This window comes from Lelliottia jeotgali, assembly GCF_977070485.1.
On the sequence record NZ_CDRVFO010000009.1, the window covers coordinates 1 to 17036 of the forward strand.

At 61.1% G+C, this 17036-nt stretch carries 17 protein-coding genes and 2 tRNA genes; 12 read left to right on the top strand and 7 right to left on the bottom strand.

Translation table 11 applies throughout. The features are described from left to right. Positions 1-166 precede the first annotated feature (166 nt). The 4 genes from ACW4TB_RS14845 (at position 167) to ACW4TB_RS14860 (ending at position 4635) form a co-directional block, all read left to right on the top strand. Positions 167-243, top strand: a tRNA-Met gene (locus tag ACW4TB_RS14845). A gap of 134 nt (positions 244-377) precedes the next feature. After that, a tRNA-Met gene (locus ACW4TB_RS14850) sits at positions 378-454 on the top strand. 246 nt (positions 455-700) lie between these two features. Then, positions 701-3343 carry a bifunctional lysylphosphatidylglycerol flippase/synthetase MprF gene (gene mprF, locus ACW4TB_RS14855; protein WP_279930969.1) on the top strand — a complete coding sequence of 881 codons (2643 nt, stop codon included), beginning with the start codon at positions 701-703 and terminating at the stop codon, positions 3341-3343. Further along, positions 3343-4635 carry a virulence factor family protein gene (locus ACW4TB_RS14860; RefSeq protein WP_279930971.1) on the top strand — a complete coding sequence of 431 codons (1293 nt, stop codon included), beginning with the start codon at positions 3343-3345 and terminating at the stop codon, positions 4633-4635. The genes mprF and ACW4TB_RS14860 overlap by 1 nt, the downstream gene beginning before the upstream one ends. Before the next feature lie 38 nt (positions 4636-4673). Here ACW4TB_RS14860 and ACW4TB_RS14865 read toward each other — a convergent pair whose 3' ends face one another. Further along, complete coding sequence (locus tag ACW4TB_RS14865) at positions 4674-6572, bottom strand: potassium transporter Kup (protein WP_279930973.1); 1899 nt, start codon at positions 6570-6572, stop codon at positions 4674-4676. Between the two features lie 236 nt (positions 6573-6808). On the opposite strand from ACW4TB_RS14865, the gene rimO reads away from it, so the two are divergent. The 5 genes from rimO to tsaA all read left to right on the top strand — a co-directional run bounded on the left by rimO (position 6809) and on the right by tsaA (position 10724). Then, positions 6809-8140 (top strand): 30S ribosomal protein S12 methylthiotransferase RimO, encoded by a 1332-nt coding sequence (rimO, locus tag ACW4TB_RS14870; RefSeq protein ID WP_279930975.1) that lies wholly within the window; start codon positions 6809-6811, stop codon positions 8138-8140. An 85-nt stretch (positions 8141-8225) separates the two neighbouring features. After that, the gene (locus tag ACW4TB_RS14875) at positions 8226-8681 is read left to right on the top strand and encodes a GNAT family N-acetyltransferase (protein WP_012315837.1); all 456 of its coding nucleotides are present in this window, start codon (positions 8226-8228) and stop codon (positions 8679-8681) included. Between the two features lie 121 nt (positions 8682-8802). Continuing rightward, complete coding sequence (locus ACW4TB_RS14880) at positions 8803-9513, top strand: rRNA pseudouridine synthase (protein WP_042111682.1); 711 nt, start codon at positions 8803-8805, stop codon at positions 9511-9513. Positions 9514-9560: 47 nt separating this feature from the next. Continuing rightward, positions 9561-10022: a YehS family protein gene (locus tag ACW4TB_RS14885; RefSeq protein ID WP_012315839.1), complete on the top strand. Its 462-nt coding sequence runs from the start codon at positions 9561-9563 to the stop codon at positions 10020-10022. Positions 10023-10028: 6 nt separating this feature from the next. Continuing rightward, positions 10029-10724, top strand: coding sequence for a tRNA (N6-threonylcarbamoyladenosine(37)-N6)-methyltransferase TrmO (gene tsaA / locus ACW4TB_RS14890; protein ID WP_279930980.1), 696 nt, complete (start codon positions 10029-10031; stop codon positions 10722-10724). A gap of 247 nt (positions 10725-10971) precedes the next feature. Here tsaA and fpr read toward each other — a convergent pair whose 3' ends face one another. Beyond that, complete coding sequence (gene fpr / locus ACW4TB_RS14895; RefSeq protein WP_012315841.1) at positions 10972-11751, bottom strand: ferredoxin-NADP reductase; 780 nt, start codon at positions 11749-11751, stop codon at positions 10972-10974. A gap of 117 nt (positions 11752-11868) precedes the next feature. On the opposite strand from fpr, the gene finR reads away from it, so the two are divergent. After that, positions 11869-12795, top strand: a complete 927-nt coding sequence (finR, locus tag ACW4TB_RS14900) for a LysR family transcriptional regulator FinR (RefSeq protein ID WP_046787961.1) — start codon at positions 11869-11871, stop codon at positions 12793-12795. Here finR and ACW4TB_RS14905 read toward each other — a convergent pair. The 4 genes from ACW4TB_RS14905 to ACW4TB_RS14920 form a co-directional block, all read right to left on the bottom strand. Beyond that, on the bottom strand, positions 12792-13154 hold the full coding sequence (locus ACW4TB_RS14905) for a diacylglycerol kinase (protein ID WP_279930983.1): 363 nt from the start codon (positions 13152-13154) through the stop codon (positions 12792-12794). The two genes, finR and ACW4TB_RS14905, sit on opposite strands and share 4 nt — an antisense overlap. Positions 13155-13227: 73 nt before the next feature. After that, the gene (gene erdR / locus ACW4TB_RS14910; RefSeq protein WP_012315844.1) at positions 13228-13878 is read right to left on the bottom strand and encodes a response regulator transcription factor ErdR; all 651 of its coding nucleotides are present in this window, start codon (positions 13876-13878) and stop codon (positions 13228-13230) included. Between the two features lie 178 nt (positions 13879-14056). Further along, the gene (locus ACW4TB_RS14915) at positions 14057-14767 is read right to left on the bottom strand and encodes a tRNA-uridine aminocarboxypropyltransferase (protein ID WP_254466319.1); all 711 of its coding nucleotides are present in this window, start codon (positions 14765-14767) and stop codon (positions 14057-14059) included. Between the two features lie 81 nt (positions 14768-14848). Continuing rightward, positions 14849-14992, bottom strand: coding sequence for a hypothetical protein (locus ACW4TB_RS14920; protein ID WP_190273315.1), 144 nt, complete (start codon positions 14990-14992; stop codon positions 14849-14851). Between ACW4TB_RS14920 and ACW4TB_RS14925 the strand changes: the two genes are divergently transcribed. Continuing rightward, entirely contained in the window at positions 14991-15410 is a 420-nt protein-coding gene (locus ACW4TB_RS14925) for a quorum-sensing-regulated virulence factor family protein (RefSeq protein WP_012315846.1), read from the top strand. The genes ACW4TB_RS14920 and ACW4TB_RS14925 overlap by 2 nt on opposite strands. Here the strand turns inward: ACW4TB_RS14925 and ACW4TB_RS14930 are convergent, their stop codons facing one another. Then, positions 15411-15614, bottom strand: a complete 204-nt coding sequence (locus tag ACW4TB_RS14930) for a hypothetical protein (protein ID WP_279930988.1) — start codon at positions 15612-15614, stop codon at positions 15411-15413. Positions 15615-15915: 301 nt separating this feature from the next. Between ACW4TB_RS14930 and ACW4TB_RS14935 the strand changes: the two genes are divergently transcribed. Next, positions 15916-17034, top strand: a complete 1119-nt coding sequence (locus ACW4TB_RS14935) for an LOG family protein (protein WP_279930990.1) — start codon at positions 15916-15918, stop codon at positions 17032-17034. Positions 17035-17036: the final 2 nt, after the last annotated feature.

Here is a 17036-nt window from a genome sequence, read left to right on the forward strand (position 1 = left end):
TCGTCGGTTCAAATCCGGCTCCCGCAACCAGATTCGAGAAAAGGCCACTGTTAACGCAGTGGCCTTTTTCTTTTGCCTAAAAAATAATCAGCGATTTAAAACTCAATAAAATCAATAAGTAACGCTTGACACTCCGCGCTTTCACTGTAGAATTCGTTTCCACAGGCGCGGGATGGAGCAGCCTGGTAGCTCGTCGGGCTCATAACCCGAAGGTCGTCGGTTCAAATCCGGCTCCCGCAACCAGATTCGAGAAAAGGCCACTGTTAACGCAGTGGCCTTTTTCTTTTGCCCTCGAAAAGCAGGCAACGCGTTAATTACTGGTCAATCAAAGAAATGCTTGACCACCCTCTTCAAAGCTGTAAAATGCGCACCTCTGACGCGGGATGGAGCAGTCTGGTAGCTCGTCGGGCTCATAACCCGAAGGTCGTCGGTTCAAATCCGGCTCCCGCAACCATATTCGTCAGAACAAACCCCGCCTGTGTAACAGCAGCGCGGGGTTTGTTGTTTTTCCCCGCCTGAAAATCTGGATTCATTCAGCCAAGCCCCGGCCTTGTGAGGCCGCATTCTGGATGAACTATCTTTAACCCTGCCAAAGGACTGAAAGTCACGTTGCCCGGAGTAATATCTGGATACGTTTCCATAGGGACTTTCACTTGGCCGCACCCTCCCCCTACCTCGCGCTGCTTGCCCGGGGTAACTCATGACCGACCGTAACCCAGTACACCAGGCACCCATAGCCTCAACCCTGCCCACGGCTGCCCAGCGCTTGCCGTGGCTGGAGCGGGTGAGCCGCTGTCGCCAGCCCATCACCCTGGCAGTTACCTTGGCGCTGTTCGCAATGGCACTGATAGCCTGCCGCCACTTGCTCAGTGAACTGGATATCCATGCTCTGCACGATGCGATGCTAAGCGTGCCCATCCACTCGCTGGCCGGCGCGCTACTCGCTGCGGTTATCGGGTTCGTGATCCTGCTTGGATATGAATGGTCTGCCTGCCGTTATGCCGCCGTGAAGTTGCCTAGGCGTACGCTTCTGTTAGGCGGTTTCAGCGCATTTGCCATTGGTAACGCTATTGGCTTGTCGATGCTCTCGGGCGGTTCGGTGCGCTATCGCCTGTATGCTCGAGAAGGCCTGGGCGCTGTCGAAGTCGCGCGCATGACAGTGTTCGCCAGCCTTTCTTTGGGCTGCGCCCTGCCCCCTCTGGCGGCACTGGCCACGTTGAGCAACTTGCCAGCTGCGGCTACCGCCCTGCACCTGCCCACCCCTGTACTGGCCACAGTCGCTATGGGCGTGCTTGCACTGACCGCCGTCCTGGTGACTGGCCTGTATCGCCGACGCCTGGCAGAGCAGCCGCTACCAGACAGCCTGCTGGTGCAACTGGGGCGCCGGACGCTGCGCCTGCCTGGCGCACGCCTGGCAGCACTGCAACTGGTAATCACCGCGCTGGATGTAGCCGCCGCCGCGACCGTCCTTTACCTGCTGCTCCCAGAAGCCCCTCCGTTCGGCGCGTTCGTCCTCGTCTATCTGCTGGCCCTGGCTGGCGGTGTACTTAGCCATGTGCCTGGCGGCATCGGGGTGTTCGAGGCAATTCTGCTCGCAGCCTTCGCCAATCAGCTCGGCGCCGCGCCACTGGCCGCCGCACTGCTGCTGTACCGCTTGATCTATGTAGTACTGCCTTTGCTGGTGGCCTGTGCGCTGCTGCTGGCCAACGAAGCCAGGCGCCTGCTGTTTGCGCAGCAGGCGCTCAAGGCCGCCTCCGGGCTGGCTGCACCGGTGCTGGCGATCCTCGTGTTTCTCTCCGGTGTGGTGCTGTTGTTCTCCGGCGCCACACCGGAAATCGACATCCGCCTGGAACACATGGGCTTTCTGGTGCCGCACCGCCTCATCGATGCCTCGCACTTCGGTGCCAGCCTGATTGGCGTGCTGTGCCTTTTGCTGGCCCAGGGCTTGCGCCGACGCCTGTCTGCCGCCTGGCTACTGACTACCGTACTGCTCCTGGTTGGCGCACTGCTGTCGCTGCTCAAGGGCTTCGACTGGGAAGAGGCCAGCCTGCTGACCTTCACCGCTGCCCTGCTCGCGTTGTTCCGCCGTTCGTTCTACCGCCCAAGCAGGCTGCTGGAACTGCCGTTTTCCCCGGTGTACCTGGCAGCGAGTGCTTGCGTGGTCGGTGCTTCGGTGTGGCTACTGCTGTTTGCCTACCAGGATGTGCCCTACAGCCATCAGCTGTGGTGGCAGTTCACGCTTGACGCCGATGCCCCACGCGGCCTGCGCGCCGCCATGGGCAGCGCGGTACTGTTGCTGGTCGTGGCCCTGACCTGGCTGCTGCGCACTGCCCGGCCAGTCATCCACCTGCCAGACGACGAGGAGATACAGCGCGCCAACCGCATCCTGCAGGCTGGCGACCAACCTGACGGCGGCCTGGCGCTGACCGGTGACAAGGCCCTGCTGTTTCACCCCAATGGCAACGCCTTTTTGATGTACGCGCGCCGGGGCCGCAGCCTGGTGGCCCTGTACGACCCGATCGGCCCGGCCCAGGAACGTGCCGAGATGATCTGGCAATTCCGCGATCTGTGCGACCTGCACCACGCCCGCCCGGTGTTCTACCAGGTGCGTGCGGAGAATCTGCCGTTCTACATGGACATCGGCCTGACCGCACTCAAGCTCGGCGAAGAAGCCCGAGTCGACTTGCGCCGCTTCGACATCGAAGCCAAAGGCAAGGAAATGAAAGACCTGCGCTACACCTGGAACCGCGGCGGCCGCGATGGCCTGAGCCTGGAGATACATGAACCCGGCCAGGCCCCCATGGTTGAGCTCAAGGAAATCTCGGATGCCTGGCTCGGCGGCAAGAACGTGCGCGAAAAAGGCTTCTCGCTGGGGCGCTTCAGCCCTGAGTACCTGCAGCATTTTCGCATCGCCCTGGTTCGCTACCAGGGCCGGCCGGTGGCGTTTGCCAACCTGCTTGAAACTCACAGCAACGAACTGGCCAGCCTCGATCTGATGCGTGCCCACCCCCAGGCGCCGAAGCTGACCATGGAATTCATGATGATCGGCCTGATCCTGCACTACAAAAGCCATGGGTACGGCCGTTTCAGCCTGGGCATGGTACCGCTTTCCGGCTTGCAGCCACGGCGCGGCGCCCCCTTGGCCCAGCGCCTGGGCTCGATGGTGTTCCGTCGCGGTGAACAGCTTTACAACTTCCAAGGGCTACGCCGCTTCAAGGACAAGTTCCAACCGGACTGGGAACCCCGCTACATGGCTGTGCCGGCCGGGCTCGACCCGCTGGTGGCACTGGCCGACACTGCCGCCCTGATTGCGGGCGGCCTGACTGGATTGGTGAAACGTTGATGATCCGACGCTACTGGCTGTCCCTACTGATACCCCTGCTCCTGGCCGCATTGGCTGGGGCCACTGCCTTCTGGTGGTGGACCCGACCGGCCCCAGAGGCGCGTCTTGAGCAACTGACCGTCAATGACACCCGCATCACCCGCGTCATCCCGGGCGTTCATGCCAAAGCCTGGGTGGCCATCGGCGTGCCCCAGAACCAGGCGCTGACCGACAAACAGTTGCTTGACTTGAGCCAGGCCGGTGAGGCCCAGCTGGTGCAAGTCATCCTGCCGCCGGGGGACTGCAGTAACCACCAGCAATCGATGGATAAGGCCATGACCCTGCTGGCCGAAAAACCGACCCTGGTGGCCGGTATCGGCCCTGGTGCAACCCAGGCCTGGCGTTGGCTGGCCACACAGAATGACGACAACGCCCGCGCCATCTCCGTCGATTTCAACATGGAGCAGCCCGGCTGCGCTGCAGCCTTGCCCAAGTCCGCCCCTCATGGTCACTGGAGCGTCGCCTGGAACGACAACCCGGATGACGCCAGCGCCGCTTTCGTGCGCGACCAGCGCAATGCCGACACCAGCATCAGCGACTACGACATCCACCTGCCACAAGTACTCAAGGCGCAGCTGACCCAGGCCCTGGTGGGCCGCGATGGCAACGCGCTGGCAATCCCGGTAGTGGAAGTGCCTGCCGGGCAAACCACCGACACCGTTACCCTGTTCCTCTCAGGCGATGGTGGCTGGCGCGACCTGGACCGCGATGTGGCCAGTGAAATGGCCAAGCTTGGTTACCCGGTGGTCGGCATAGACACCCTGCGTTACTACTGGCAGCACAAGACACCCGAGCAAAGCGCTACCGACCTGTCGGAACTGATGCAGCACTATCATCAGAAATGGGGTACCAAGCGCTTTGTGCTGACCGGCTATTCGTTCGGCGCCGACGTGCTGCCAGCGATCTACAACCGCCTGCCTGCCGAGGACCAGCAACGTATCGATGCGGTGATGCTGCTGGCCTTCGCCCGCAGTGGCAGCTTTGAGATCGAGGTCGAGGGCTGGTTGGGCAAGGAAGGTCAGGAGGCGCCTACCGGGCCGGAGATGGCCAAACTGCCGGCGCCCAAAGTGGTATGCATATATGGTGTGGAAGAGGCCGACGAAAGCGGTTGCACCGACAAGACTGCAGTGGGCGAGCGCATTAAGCTGCCCGGCGGGCATCACTTCGACGAGAACTATCCGGCGCTGGCCAAGCGCTTGATCGATGAAATTGAAATACGCCAGGGCAAGTCCAGCGTGGCAGAAGAGAACTGAGGCGTAGCGAGGGGCCGCATTGCGGCCCCTCGCCTCAATCAGATCTCGACCTGTGTACCCAGCTCGATCACCCGGTTGAGCGGCAGGTTGAAGAAACGCAGGTTACCGTTGGCATTCTTGAGCAGAAACGCAAACAGGTTGCCCCGCCAGCGCGACATCCCCTCAAGACGCGACGCGATCACCGTTTCGCGGCTTAGGAAATAAGTCGTACGCATCGGGCTGAAGTCCAGGCCGTCCAGATGGCATAGCTTCAGTGCCGCCGGCACATCCGGCTCATCCATGAAACCGAAGTGCAACAGCACCCGGAAGAAGCCATCACCATAGGCCTCCACCTCAAAGCGCTCCTGCTCGGGCACCCGTGGCCGGTCTTCACTCACAACCGTCAGCAGCACCACCTGGCTGTGCAGCACCTGGTTATGCAACATGTTGTGCAACAGCGCATGCGGCACCGCATCCGGCCGTGCAGTGAGGAACACGGCGGTCCCTTCGACGCGGTGCGGTGGCTGTATGCGAATGCTGCTGATGAAAACCGGCAGCGGCAGCCCGCCCTCATCAATTCGCTCGACCAGAATCTGCTTGCCGCGCTTCCAGGTGCTCATCAGCAGGAACAGCACACCCCCGGCCAGTACCGGAAAGGCGCCGCCCTGGACAATCTTCGGCACGTTGGCGGCGAAGAACAGACCGTCGACCAGCAGGAAACCAATCAGAATCGGTACCGCCAGCACCGGCGGCCACTTCCACAACAACAGCATCACCGCTGACACCAGGATGGTGGTCATCAGCATCGTGCCGGTCACCGCCACGCCGTAAGCGGCCGCCAGCGCACCGGATGATTCGAAACCGATCACCAGCAGCACCACGCCCACCATCAGCGTCCAGTTCACCGCTGCGATGTAGATCTGCCCCTGCTCGTCGCTGGAGGTGTGCTGGATATGCATACGCGGGATATAACCCAGCTGGATAGCCTGGCGGGTCAGGGAGAAAGCACCCGAGATCACCGCCTGCGAAGCAATTACCGTAGCCATGGTCGCCAGCCCCACCAGCGGCAGCAACGCCCAGCCTGGCGCCAGCAGGTAGAACGGGTTGCGCGCAGCGTCAGGGTTTTGCAGCAGTATCGCGCCCTGGCCGAAATAGTTGAGCACCAATGCCGGCAGCACCAGGGCGAACCAGGCACGGGCAATCGGCTTGCGACCGAAATGGCCCATGTCGGCGTACAGCGCCTCGGCACCGGTCAGGGCCAGCACCACAGCACCAAGAATGGCCACGCCCATACCCGGGTGCACGATGAAGAAGTTCACCGCCCAGCCCGGGTTGAACGCCTTGAGCACCTCTGGGCTCTGCGAGATACCATGCACCCCAAGCGCCGCCAGCACCACGAACCAGGTGACCATGATCGGGCCGAACAGCTTGCCGATTTTCTCGGTGCCATGTTTCTGCACCAGGAACAGCGCCACCAGCACCACCAGCGAAATCGGCACCACCCAATGGTCAATACCGTCGAATGCCAGGCCCATGCCCTCTACTGCCGACAGCACCGACACCGCCGGGGTGATCATGCTGTCGCCGTAGAACAGCGAGGCGCCGATCAGGCCACAGATGACCATCAGCGTGCGCAGGCGCGGGTAGGCCGCCGTGGCCCGCCGCGCCAGCGCGGTCAGGGCCATGGTACCGCCCTCACCCTGGTTGTCGGCGCGCAGGATGAACATCACGTACTTGAACGACACCACCCACAGCAGCGACCAGAGGATCAGCGACAGGATCCCCAGCACACCATCATGATTGACCGGCACCCCATAACCGCCGGTGAAGACTTCCTTGAGGGTATACAACGGGCTGGTACCGATATCGCCGTAGACAACCCCAACAGCTGCCACCAACAAGCTCAGCGACCGCGTCGCCCCCTGACCACCCTCGGCGTGACTGCTTGCCTGAACCATCGACCACTCCCGCAAACGGCCATCTAGACCGGTAGAATTCTGCCCCGCGCCAGGGGATCGCACATGCCCCGACGCAACGGCGCGAAGCATAGCGCAGCGTTCGTCGCATTTGTGCTGGTCAAGCGACCTTGCGCTCGCTAGAATTGCGCACTTTTTGATCAGAGGCGCCCAGAAGCGTCCGTCAGGATCGCCGCCGTTTCCGGCCGGGCGACCTGTATTCAATACCGAGGTTAGTCATGTCCACCACTCCCGCCACCCCCAAGGTAGGGTTCGTCAGCCTGGGTTGCCCAAAAGCCCTGGTAGATTCCGAGCGCATTCTGACCCAGTTGCGTATGGAAGGTTATGAAGTCGTGCCCACCTACGAGGATGCCGACGTGGTGGTGGTCAACACCTGCGGCTTCATCGACAGTGCCAAGGCCGAGTCGCTTGAAGTGATCGGCGAAGCGATCAAGGAAAATGGCAAGGTCATCGTCACCGGCTGCATGGGTGTCGAGGAAGGCAGCATCCGTGACGTGCACCCGAGCGTGCTGTCGGTCACTGGCCCGCAGCAGTACGAGCAGGTAGTCAACGCCGTGCACGAAGTGGTACCGCCACGCCAGGACCACAACCCGCTGATCGACCTGGTGCCACCGCAGGGCATCAAACTGACCCCGCGCCACTACGCCTACCTGAAGATCTCCGAAGGCTGCAACCATAGCTGCAGCTTCTGCATCATCCCGTCGATGCGCGGCAAGCTGGTCAGCCGCCCGGTCGGCGAAGTGCTGAGCGAAGCCGAACGCCTGGTCAAGGCCGGCGTCAAGGAAATCCTGGTGATCTCCCAGGACACCAGCGCCTACGGCGTCGACGTCAAGTACAAGACCGATTTCTGGAACGGCCGCCCGGTCAAGACCCGCATGCTCGAGCTGTGCGAAGCGCTGAGTAGCCTGGGCGCCTGGGTGCGGCTGCACTACGTCTATCCGTACCCGAACGTGGACGACGTGATCCCGCTGATGGCCGCCGGCAAGATCCTGCCGTACCTGGATATTCCATTCCAGCACGCCAGCCCGAAAGTGCTAAAGTCGATGAAGCGCCCTGCCTTCGAAGACCGCACCCTGGCGCGCATCAAGAACTGGCGCGAGCAGTGCCCGGAACTGGTGATCCGCTCGACCTTCATCGTCGGCTTCCCTGGCGAGACCGAAGAAGACTTCCAGTACCTGCTGGATTGGCTGACCGAAGCCCAGCTCGACCGCGTCGGCTGCTTCCAGTACTCGCCAGTCGAAGGCGCGCCTGCCAACGACCTGGGCCTGGAAGAAGTGCCTGATGACGTCAAGCAGGAGCGCTGGGACCGCTTCATGGCCCACCAGCAGGCCATCAGCAGCGCACGCCTGCAATTGCGTATTGGCAAGGAAATCGAAGTGCTGATCGACGAAGTCGAAGAGCAAGGCTCGGTTGGCCGCAGCTTCTTCGATGCACCTGAGATCGATGGCAGCGTGTTCATCGATGGCGACCATGGCTTCAAGCCGGGCGACAAGGTCCGTTGCCGGGTGGTCGATGCCGACGAGTATGACATGTGGGCCGAGCCTGTTTGAGGCTGCGCACTTAGAAGGAGCCCCGCCCCACTGGCGGGGCTTTTTGCATCTATGGTTTCCTCAATGACCACCGAGGAACACCGGCATGCATTCGGCATTGACGCTGCAAACACCCCACCTTTGTGATTACCCGGAACTGGTTCAGGTCTGGGAAGACTCGGTGCGCGCGACCCACGACTTTCTGCCAGACGCTTATATCCTGCTGCTGCGCGATCATGTGCTACGCAAGTACCTGGACGCCGTCATGCTGGTCTGCTGCAAGGACCGCCAGCGCATCTGCGGCTTTGCCGGTGTCGCCAATGGGCGTATGGACATGCTGTTCGTAGCACCCCAATACCGTGGCCGAGGCGTGGGCAAGCGCCTGCTACGCTATGCCATCAGCGAACTGAACGCCCAATGCCTGGACGTCAACGAACAGAACCCCCAAGCATTGGGCTTCTACCTGCACGAGGGCTTCGAAGTGACCGGTCGCTCGGAAACAGACGGCTTGGGACAGCCCTATCCATTGCTTCATATGAAGCTGATTCGTACAGCGTCCTAGGACTTTGTCGCAGGATGCCGTGCAATACTTCCGAAATGGCGGGTTTGGCACAGATTCCCGTCATCAACAGCGAATGGGCAGGTACAATGTAAGACTTTCCCTGCCTTGCGAATTGCCCGCCATGTCCGAACCCGTCCGCCTGTCCAAACGCCTAATCGAGCAGCTCGGCTGCTCACGCCGAGAGGCAGAGCTGTATATCGAAGGAGGCTGGGTCACGGTCGATGGCGTTGTAGTCGAGCAGCCTCAGTTCAAGGTCGAGCACCAGGCTGTCGAGCTGTTGCCGGGCGCCAATGCCGAGGCGCTTGACCCGGTTACCCTGCTGCTCAACCAGCCTGCGGGTGTCGATATCGATACGGCCCGAGCCAGCATGAACATGGCCAGCCTCAGCGAAGCACATCGCGAAGGCGTGCGGGCTTTGCACGGGCACTTCACCCGGCTGACCTGCTCGGCGCCCTTGGAGCGCGGTGCCAGTGGCCTGCAGGTGTTCACTCAGGATTGGCGTGTTACCCGCAAGATCGAGGCCGACCTGCGTCGCCTGGAACAAGAATACATCATTGAAGTGCGCGGCGAGACCACGCCACAGGCGCTGGAGCGCCTGGCGCGCGGTGCGACGCGCAATGATCGGGAACTACCCAAGGCCAAGGCCAGCTGGCAGAACGAGACCCATCTGCGCCTGGCCCTGAAGAACCCACAACCCGGTCAGATCTCCGAGATCTGCGCCTACCTGCGCCTGGAAATACTCAGCATGCGCCGTATTCGCCTGGGCGGTGTATCCATGGGCAAGCTGCCTGTGGGCAACTGGCGTTACCTGGCCGGCACTGAACGTTTCTAAGCGATGCGCCACGCCCAGGCGTGGCATCTGAACAGGATTTTGCAGCAATGAACCACAACGATGTACTGCGCAGCCTGCGCTACATGCTCAAGGTGAACGACGCCAAGATGGCCGAGATCATCGCGCTCTCGGGCCTGGAGGTTAATCCGGTGGTGCTCGCCACCTACCTGAAGAAAGAGGACGAGCCCGGTTTTGTGCGCTGCCCCGAACGGGTCATGGCGCACTTTCTCGACGGCCTGGTCTTCCATCGCCGCGGCAAGGACGATAGCCGTCCGCCACAGCCTGTAGAACTGCCGGTGACCAACAACACCATCCTCAAGAAGCTGCGCGTAGCCTTTGAGCTCAAGGAAGACGACCTGCATGTGATCCTCAAGTCGGTCGATTTCCCGGTTTCCAAGCCCGAACTCAGCGCGTTGTTCCGCAAAGTGGGCCATGACAACTATCGCCCTTGCGGCGACCAGTTGCTGCGCAACTTCCTCAAGGGCCTGGCCCTGCGCGAGCGCGGCTGACTCGCGATGCAACATACGGTTTCGCCTGTCGGCATCGTACGCTCCTGCTTCAAGGAGAAGTTCGCCATACCGCGGCAGCCACAGCTGGCGCCAGCTGCACGCGGGGTACTGGAGTTGCTGCCGCCGTTCGACCAGGGCGAGGCCGTGGCGGGCCTGGAGCAGGTCAGCCATGTATGGCTTTTGTTCCTGTTCCATCAGGCCCTGGAAGACAAGCCACGCCTTAAAGTGCGCCCACCACGCTTGGGCGGCAACAAAAGCATGGGCGTATTCGCCACGCGAGCAACCCATCGGCCCAATGGCATCGGCCAGTCAGTAGTACGCCTGGAGGGTGTGGAGCCGGGGCGGCTACTGCTGTCCGGCATCGATCTGCTCGATGGCACGCCGGTGCTGGATATCAAGCCGTATGTTCCCTATGCCGACAGCATCGCCAGGGCGAGCAACCTGATGGCCAGCGATGCGCCTGCCGCGATTGCCGTGCACTGGGGCGATAGCGCCCTGCCCCAGGCCCGCGAACATGCCCTGCGCCTGGGCGAACCACTGGTGGAGCTTATTGAGCAGTGCCTGGCACAGGACCCGCGACCGGCCTACCAGGTGCCGCCGCCGGAACGGGTGTATGGGGTGAAGTTCTGGGATGTGCAGGTCAGATGGCACTACCCACAGCCGGATGTAATTCGGGTGCTCGAGGTCGTGCCGGAAACCTGAAAGCACTGGCAACCTCAGTCGCACAGGCATGAAAAACGCAGGCCTTACCTTAATGCCAGTCAGTTAGCGTTATCAGGGCTGCTACGCAGCCCATCGCCGGCAAGCCGGCTCCCACAGGTACAGCAAAGGCATCAAGAACCGCGCGGTCCCGGTAGGAGCTGGCTTGCCGGCGATGGGCCGCAAAGCGGCCCCAAAATGCTTAACTGACTGGCATCAGGCCAAGCCTGCGCTTTCATTGCCCGGTCGATTACTTCTCGACGAAGGCACGCTCGATCAGGTAGTCACCCGGCTCACGCATGCGCGGGGAGATCTTCAGGCCGAAGCTGTCGAGGACTTCGCTGGTCTCGTCGAGCATGCTCGGGCTACCACAGATCATGGCGCGGTCGTCCTGCGGGTTGATCGGTGGCAGGCCGATGTCGCTGAACAGCTTGCCGCTGCGCATCAGGTCGGTCAGACGGCCCTGGTTCTCAAACGGCTCGCGAGTAACGGTCGGGTAGTAGATCAGCTTGTCACGCACCGCCTCACCGAAGAACTCGTTCTGTGGCAGGTGTTCGGTGATGAACTCGCGATACGCCACTTCGTTCACGTAGCGCACACCGTGCACCAGGATCACTTTCTCGAAGCGCTCGTAGGTTTCCGGGTCCTGAATGACGCTCATGAACGGCGCCAGGCCAGTGCCGGTGCTCAGCAGGTACAGGTGCTTACCCGGGTTCAGGTCGTCGAGGACCAGCGTACCGGTAGGCTTCTTGCTGATAATGATCTCGTCGCCTTCCTTCAGGTGCTGCAGCTGGGAGGTCAGCGGGCCGTCCGGCACCTTGATACTGAAGAATTCCAGATGCTCTTCCCAGTTGGGCGAAGCGATGGAGTAGGCGCGCATGAGCGGACGGCCGCTGTCCTGCTGCAGGCCGATCATCACGAACTGACCGTTCTCGAAGCGCAGGCCCGGGTCGCGGGTGCACTTGAAGCTGAACAGAGTGTCGTTCCAGTGATGCACACTGAGGACACGTTCGTGGTTCATGTTGCTCATCGATGGGGCTCCTGAAGAAAACGCAGCGCGCACAGCGCACAGTTGCGCGATAGTTTAGGGGCAGCGACAATATCTGTTAACTGAATTATCAAGATATGTGTTATCGGTTATATAGATATGCGATTCACACTTCGTCAGCTACAGGTATTCGTCGCCGTGGCCCAGCATCAAAGCGTCTCTCGAGCCGCCAGTGTGCTGGCCCTGTCGCAGTCGGCTGCCAGCACGTCCATCACTGAACTGGAGCGGCAATCGAGCTGCCAGTTGTTCGACCGCGCAGGTAAACGCCTGGCCCTCAACGCCTTGGGGCATCAGCTGCTGCCGCAAGCGGTTGCGCTGCTCGACCAGGCCAAGGAGATCGAAGACCTGCTCAACGGCAAGTCCGGTTTTGGCTCACTGGCAGTCGGCGCCACACTGACCATTGGCAACTACCTGGCTACCTTGCTGATCGGCAGCTTCATGCAGGTACACCCGGAAAGCCAAGTCAAGCTGCACGTGCAGAACACAGCCCATATCGTGCACCAGGTTGCACAATACGAAATTGATCTGGGTCTGATCGAAGGCGACTGCAACCATCCGGACCTGGAGGTACAGCCTTGGGTTGAGGATGAGCTGGTGGTGTTCTGCGCGCCGCAACACCCGCTGGCCAAGGTGGGCCGCGCAGATATCGAAAGCCTGTCCCAGGAAGCCTGGATTCTTCGCGAACAAGGCTCCGGCACCCGCCTGACATTCGATCAGGCCATGCGGCATCATCGCGCCAACCTGAACATTCGCCTGGAGCTGGAGCACACCGAGGCGATCAAGCGTGCCGTGGAATCGGGCCTGGGAATTGGCTGCATATCGCGCTTGGCCCTGCGCGATGCCTTCCGGCGTGGCAGCCTGGTGCCGGTCGAAACCCCGGAGCTGGACCTGATGCGCCAGTTTTACTTCATCTGGCACAAACAGAAATACCAGACCTCGGCCATGCGCGAGTTTCTCGAGTTGTGCCGCAACTTCACCGCAGGCTTTACCCGCAGTGACGAAATTGTTCTGCCGCCGATCGCTTAGAGCAGGATAACGCCCCAGACCAACGCCACCATAGTCATTGCCACCAGTTGCGCAGCGCTGCCCATGTCTTTGGCGTTTTTCGAAAGCGGATGGCGCTCCAGCGAGATGCGGTCAATGGCCGCCTCCACCGCCGAGTTGAACAGTTCGACGATCAGCCCGAGCAGGCACACAGCGATCATGATGGCCCGTTCTGCTCGGCTTACCGGCAGCCAGAAGGCAATCGGGATCAGCAGCACATTGAGCAGTACCAGTTGACGGAAAGCAGCCTCGCCCTTGAAGGCAGCGCGCAGGCCGTCCAGCGAATAGCCGGCGGCATTGAAGATACGTTTGAGGCCGGTCTGGCCTTTGAATGGCGACATGTGCGTCACTTCACCGATGAAAGGCCAGCAGACTAGGCCAAAGCGAGTCAAAAAAGCGTGAAGCTGCAAGCAGTTAGCTGCTCGCAACCGATTCAAGTTGTTGCAGCAGCAAGGCCGCCTGAGTTCGCGTGCGCACTCCCAGCTTTCGGAAGATCGCCGTCACATGGGCCTTGATGGTCGCTTCCGACACATTCAGCTCATAGGCGATCTGTTTGTTCAGCAGGCCTTCACAGACCATGGTCAGCACGCGAAATTGCTGCGGGGTGAGGCTGGCCAGGCCTTCGCTGGCGGCTTTGGCCTCGGCCGAGACATCGACCCTTTCAAATGCCTGAGGCGGCCACCAGACGTCGCCATCGAGCACCTTCCTCACTGCATCCTGAATCACTTCCAGCCCACTGGACTTCGGAATGAACCCACTGGCCCCGAACTCGCGGGACTTGACTACAACGGCAGCCTCTTCCTGGGCCGAGACCATTACCACCGGGATCTGAGGGTACTGGCCACGCAGCAGAACCAGCCCGGAGAAACCATAGGCGCCCGGCATGTTCAGGTCCAGCAGGACCAGGTCCCAGTCGGCTTTTTCGCTCAGTCGACTTTCCAGCTCGGCGATGCTCGCCACCTCGACCAGGCGCACATCCGCGCCCAGGCCGAGGGTGACGGCCTGGCGCAAAGCGCTACGAAACAGCGGGTGGTCATCGGCAATCAGGATTTCGTACATGGCCATCGATCTAAGGATCCTGTTCTGTGCCAGGCGCAGCGGCGGAGTAATAACGCCCGGCGGGGAATCGGCGCCAAGGTGCCGAGCACGGCAGGGCTGGTCAAACCACTCGCCCTGCCGCCTCGCTTCATCCTGGCCGCCAGCCCCGTCATTATGAACCAAAGTGGGGCTTGTGCCCCTTGGACTATAGGAAGGTATGCAAACGCTGGTGGGTAGCGTCCTGCTCGTCCAGTGGCAGGCGACGCTTGCCACTGAGGTAGTGCAGGCTGAACACATCCAGGTACGCATCCAGGGCTTGGGAGGCTTGGTTGTCACCCGCAAGGTCCAAGCACATGGCAGCAACCTCCGCAGTGCAGAAATGATCATCGCGCTTTGAGCGGCGCAAGCGATAGCGCGACATCTGCTCAGCTTGCAGGCTCAGCACCGGGAAGCGCTCAAGGTAGGGGCTCTTGCGGAACATCTTGCGCGCTTCGGTCCAGGTCGCATCCAGCAGGATGAACAACGGGCGCTTGCCCGGCTCACGTACCACCTCGCTGACAACCCGCTCCTGGGCGACGAATTCGCCAGGGAAGACGATGTACGGCTGCCACTGCGGGTCTGCCAGCAAGGCCAACAAACGCTCGTCCACCGATGTGCGCAACCAGCCAAAGGCAGAAGTATCTTCGATCAGGTCGGCGATCAGCCAGCCGGTGTTGGTCGGTTTCAATGGCTCGGTATCATGCATCAACAGGCATACACCAGAGTCGGCCTGCACCTTTGGCTTCCAGGCGCACAGACAATGGGTGGCGATAACCCGACAGTCAGGGCAACGTTCGGCACGTGAGCCACGAGCAATGAACGGCTTGATGCTGCGGGCCAGCCGTTCGGCGCGCAGGCGCGCTACCGCATGGCTCATGCTGGCAAGCCTCGGGACAGGTTGTGACTGGACACTGCGATAACTCGATGAAAACAAAGCGCCAGTCTATCAGAGCGGGCGTCATTTGCAGTGCAGCTGGACGGGCTGGTCCTTTATAATCAGCGTTTTGGTGGCCGCGAGCCTGCCCGCGATTCTGCGGGCTTCATGGAACACCAGCCGTCTGCGCATGTCGAAGCGCCAGTCACCGAACCAGGAGAGATTCATGCTGCGTCTTATCGTCCCGACCCTGAGCCTGTTGCTCACCCTGCCACTGGCAGCCCAGGCGGCCTCCAAGCAGGAGTTCGAGCTGAACAAGATGCTGGAAAAGGTCGCCAAGGAAAGCAGCGTCGGCACCCCTCGAGCCATCAACGAAGATATCCTCGACCAGGGCTATACCGTTGAAGGCAAGGCACTGGTGAACCACCTGAGCGTGCGCGCCGAGCACGCCGCACGCATGCAGCAAAACGCAGAGCAAGTGCGCAGCCAGCTGGGTGACAGCGTCTGCCGGAACAGCGGTTACCGCAACCTGATGTCAAAAGGCGCCGTGATGGTCTATCGCTTCACCGTCTACAAGACCAACCAACCGGTCATGGACCAGGCCTTTGACGCTGCCAGCTGCACTGCCGGAAACAAGAAGAAGTAATCAACTGACCCGCTCATCCTCAGCGCGCCGCGGCTCCTCCTCGGCGCGCATCTCTGCCAGAAGCGCCTGCAGGTAAGGTGACTGGCATTCCAACGCAGCCAACCGCCGCACGCACTCCGCCTCCAGGCTCACATGATGAACCTGTGCCGCATGTTCCAGCCGCTGATAGAGCTGCCGGTCTACCCTTATGACCAAGCGATGCATACCGCCACCTCCTGCATCGACACGTTTCGCTTCTCCAGTTAACCAAACCCTTGCCATCAATGGCCGCGTGCCGACGAGTGGCCGCAGTGATAGTGCCTGCACGAAGTGGCGCGAGGGTCTAGATTGATAGCGAAGCGCACAAAAACGACAAGATGAATTACGCACTGCATCAGGGCCTTGAAGGCCTACTGCAATGCTCGGGACGCACACTCGAGCCAGAGCAGCCAGCGACGCACGTAGTGTCGCGGCCGAGCCCAGCCATCAGCTCGGTCAGAGGTTTTGCTGCAAAAGGAGACGTTGAATGCCTTACCAACCCAATGAGTATCTGTTCAATCATTTCAGGGACAGTGGAATCGACCTGAGCAAGCTGGACGAACAACTGCAACTGGTCGCACCGGATAGCCCCAACCTGCCACTGTACCGTGACATGATGCTGACCATCCTGCGCATGGCCCATGACGACACCGATCGCTGGAGTGCCAAGATCACCTTGCAGGCCCTTCGGGAGCTGGACCACTCCTTCCGCAGCCTGCAACGCTACAAGGGCCGGCGCAAGGTCACGGTTTTCGGCTCGGCGCGCACACCGCTGGAACACCCGATGTATGCCTTGGCCCGCGAACTGGGTGCTACACTGGCCCGCTCCGACCTGATGGTCATTACCGGCGCGGGCGGCGGCATCATGGCCGCAGCGCACGAAGGCGCGGGTAGCGACCATAGCCTGGGCTTCAACATCACCCTCCCTTTCGAACAACACGCCAACCCGACAGTGGACGGCACTGACAAGCTGCTGCCCTTCCACTTTTTCTTCATTCGCAAGCTGTTCTTCGTCAAGGAAGCCGACGCCTTGGTCCTTTGCCCAGGAGGTTTCGGCACGCTCGATGAGGCACTGGAAGTACTGACGCTGATTCAGACTGGCAAGAGCCCACTGGTACCGGTGGTCCTGCTTGACTCACCAGGTGGCAGCTTCTGGCACGACTGCCTGGACTTCATCAGCAGGCAACTGGAAGAAAACCGCTACATCCTGCCCAGCGACCTCAAGCTGGTACGCCTGGTACACAGTGCCGACGAGGCAGTGGAGGAGATCAACCAGTTCTACAGCAACTACCACTCCAGCCGCTGGCTGAAGAACCAGTTTGTGATCCGCATGCACCATCGGCTCAGCGACGCGGCTCTGCATGAGATTCAGGAAGCCTTTGCCGATTTACGACTCAGCGGTAAGTACTTCCAACATGCCGACAGTGGCGCGGAACATGAAGTAGGCAACTACAACCATCTGACCCGCCTGACCTTTGCCTTCAATGGGCGTAATCAAGGGCGTCTGCGTGAGCTGGTGGATTTCATCAACCTGTCGGAGAACTGGGCAAAGCCGCAACCGATGCATACCACGCAGCGGGCGCGGGAGGCGTTGAAGGTCAGCTGAAT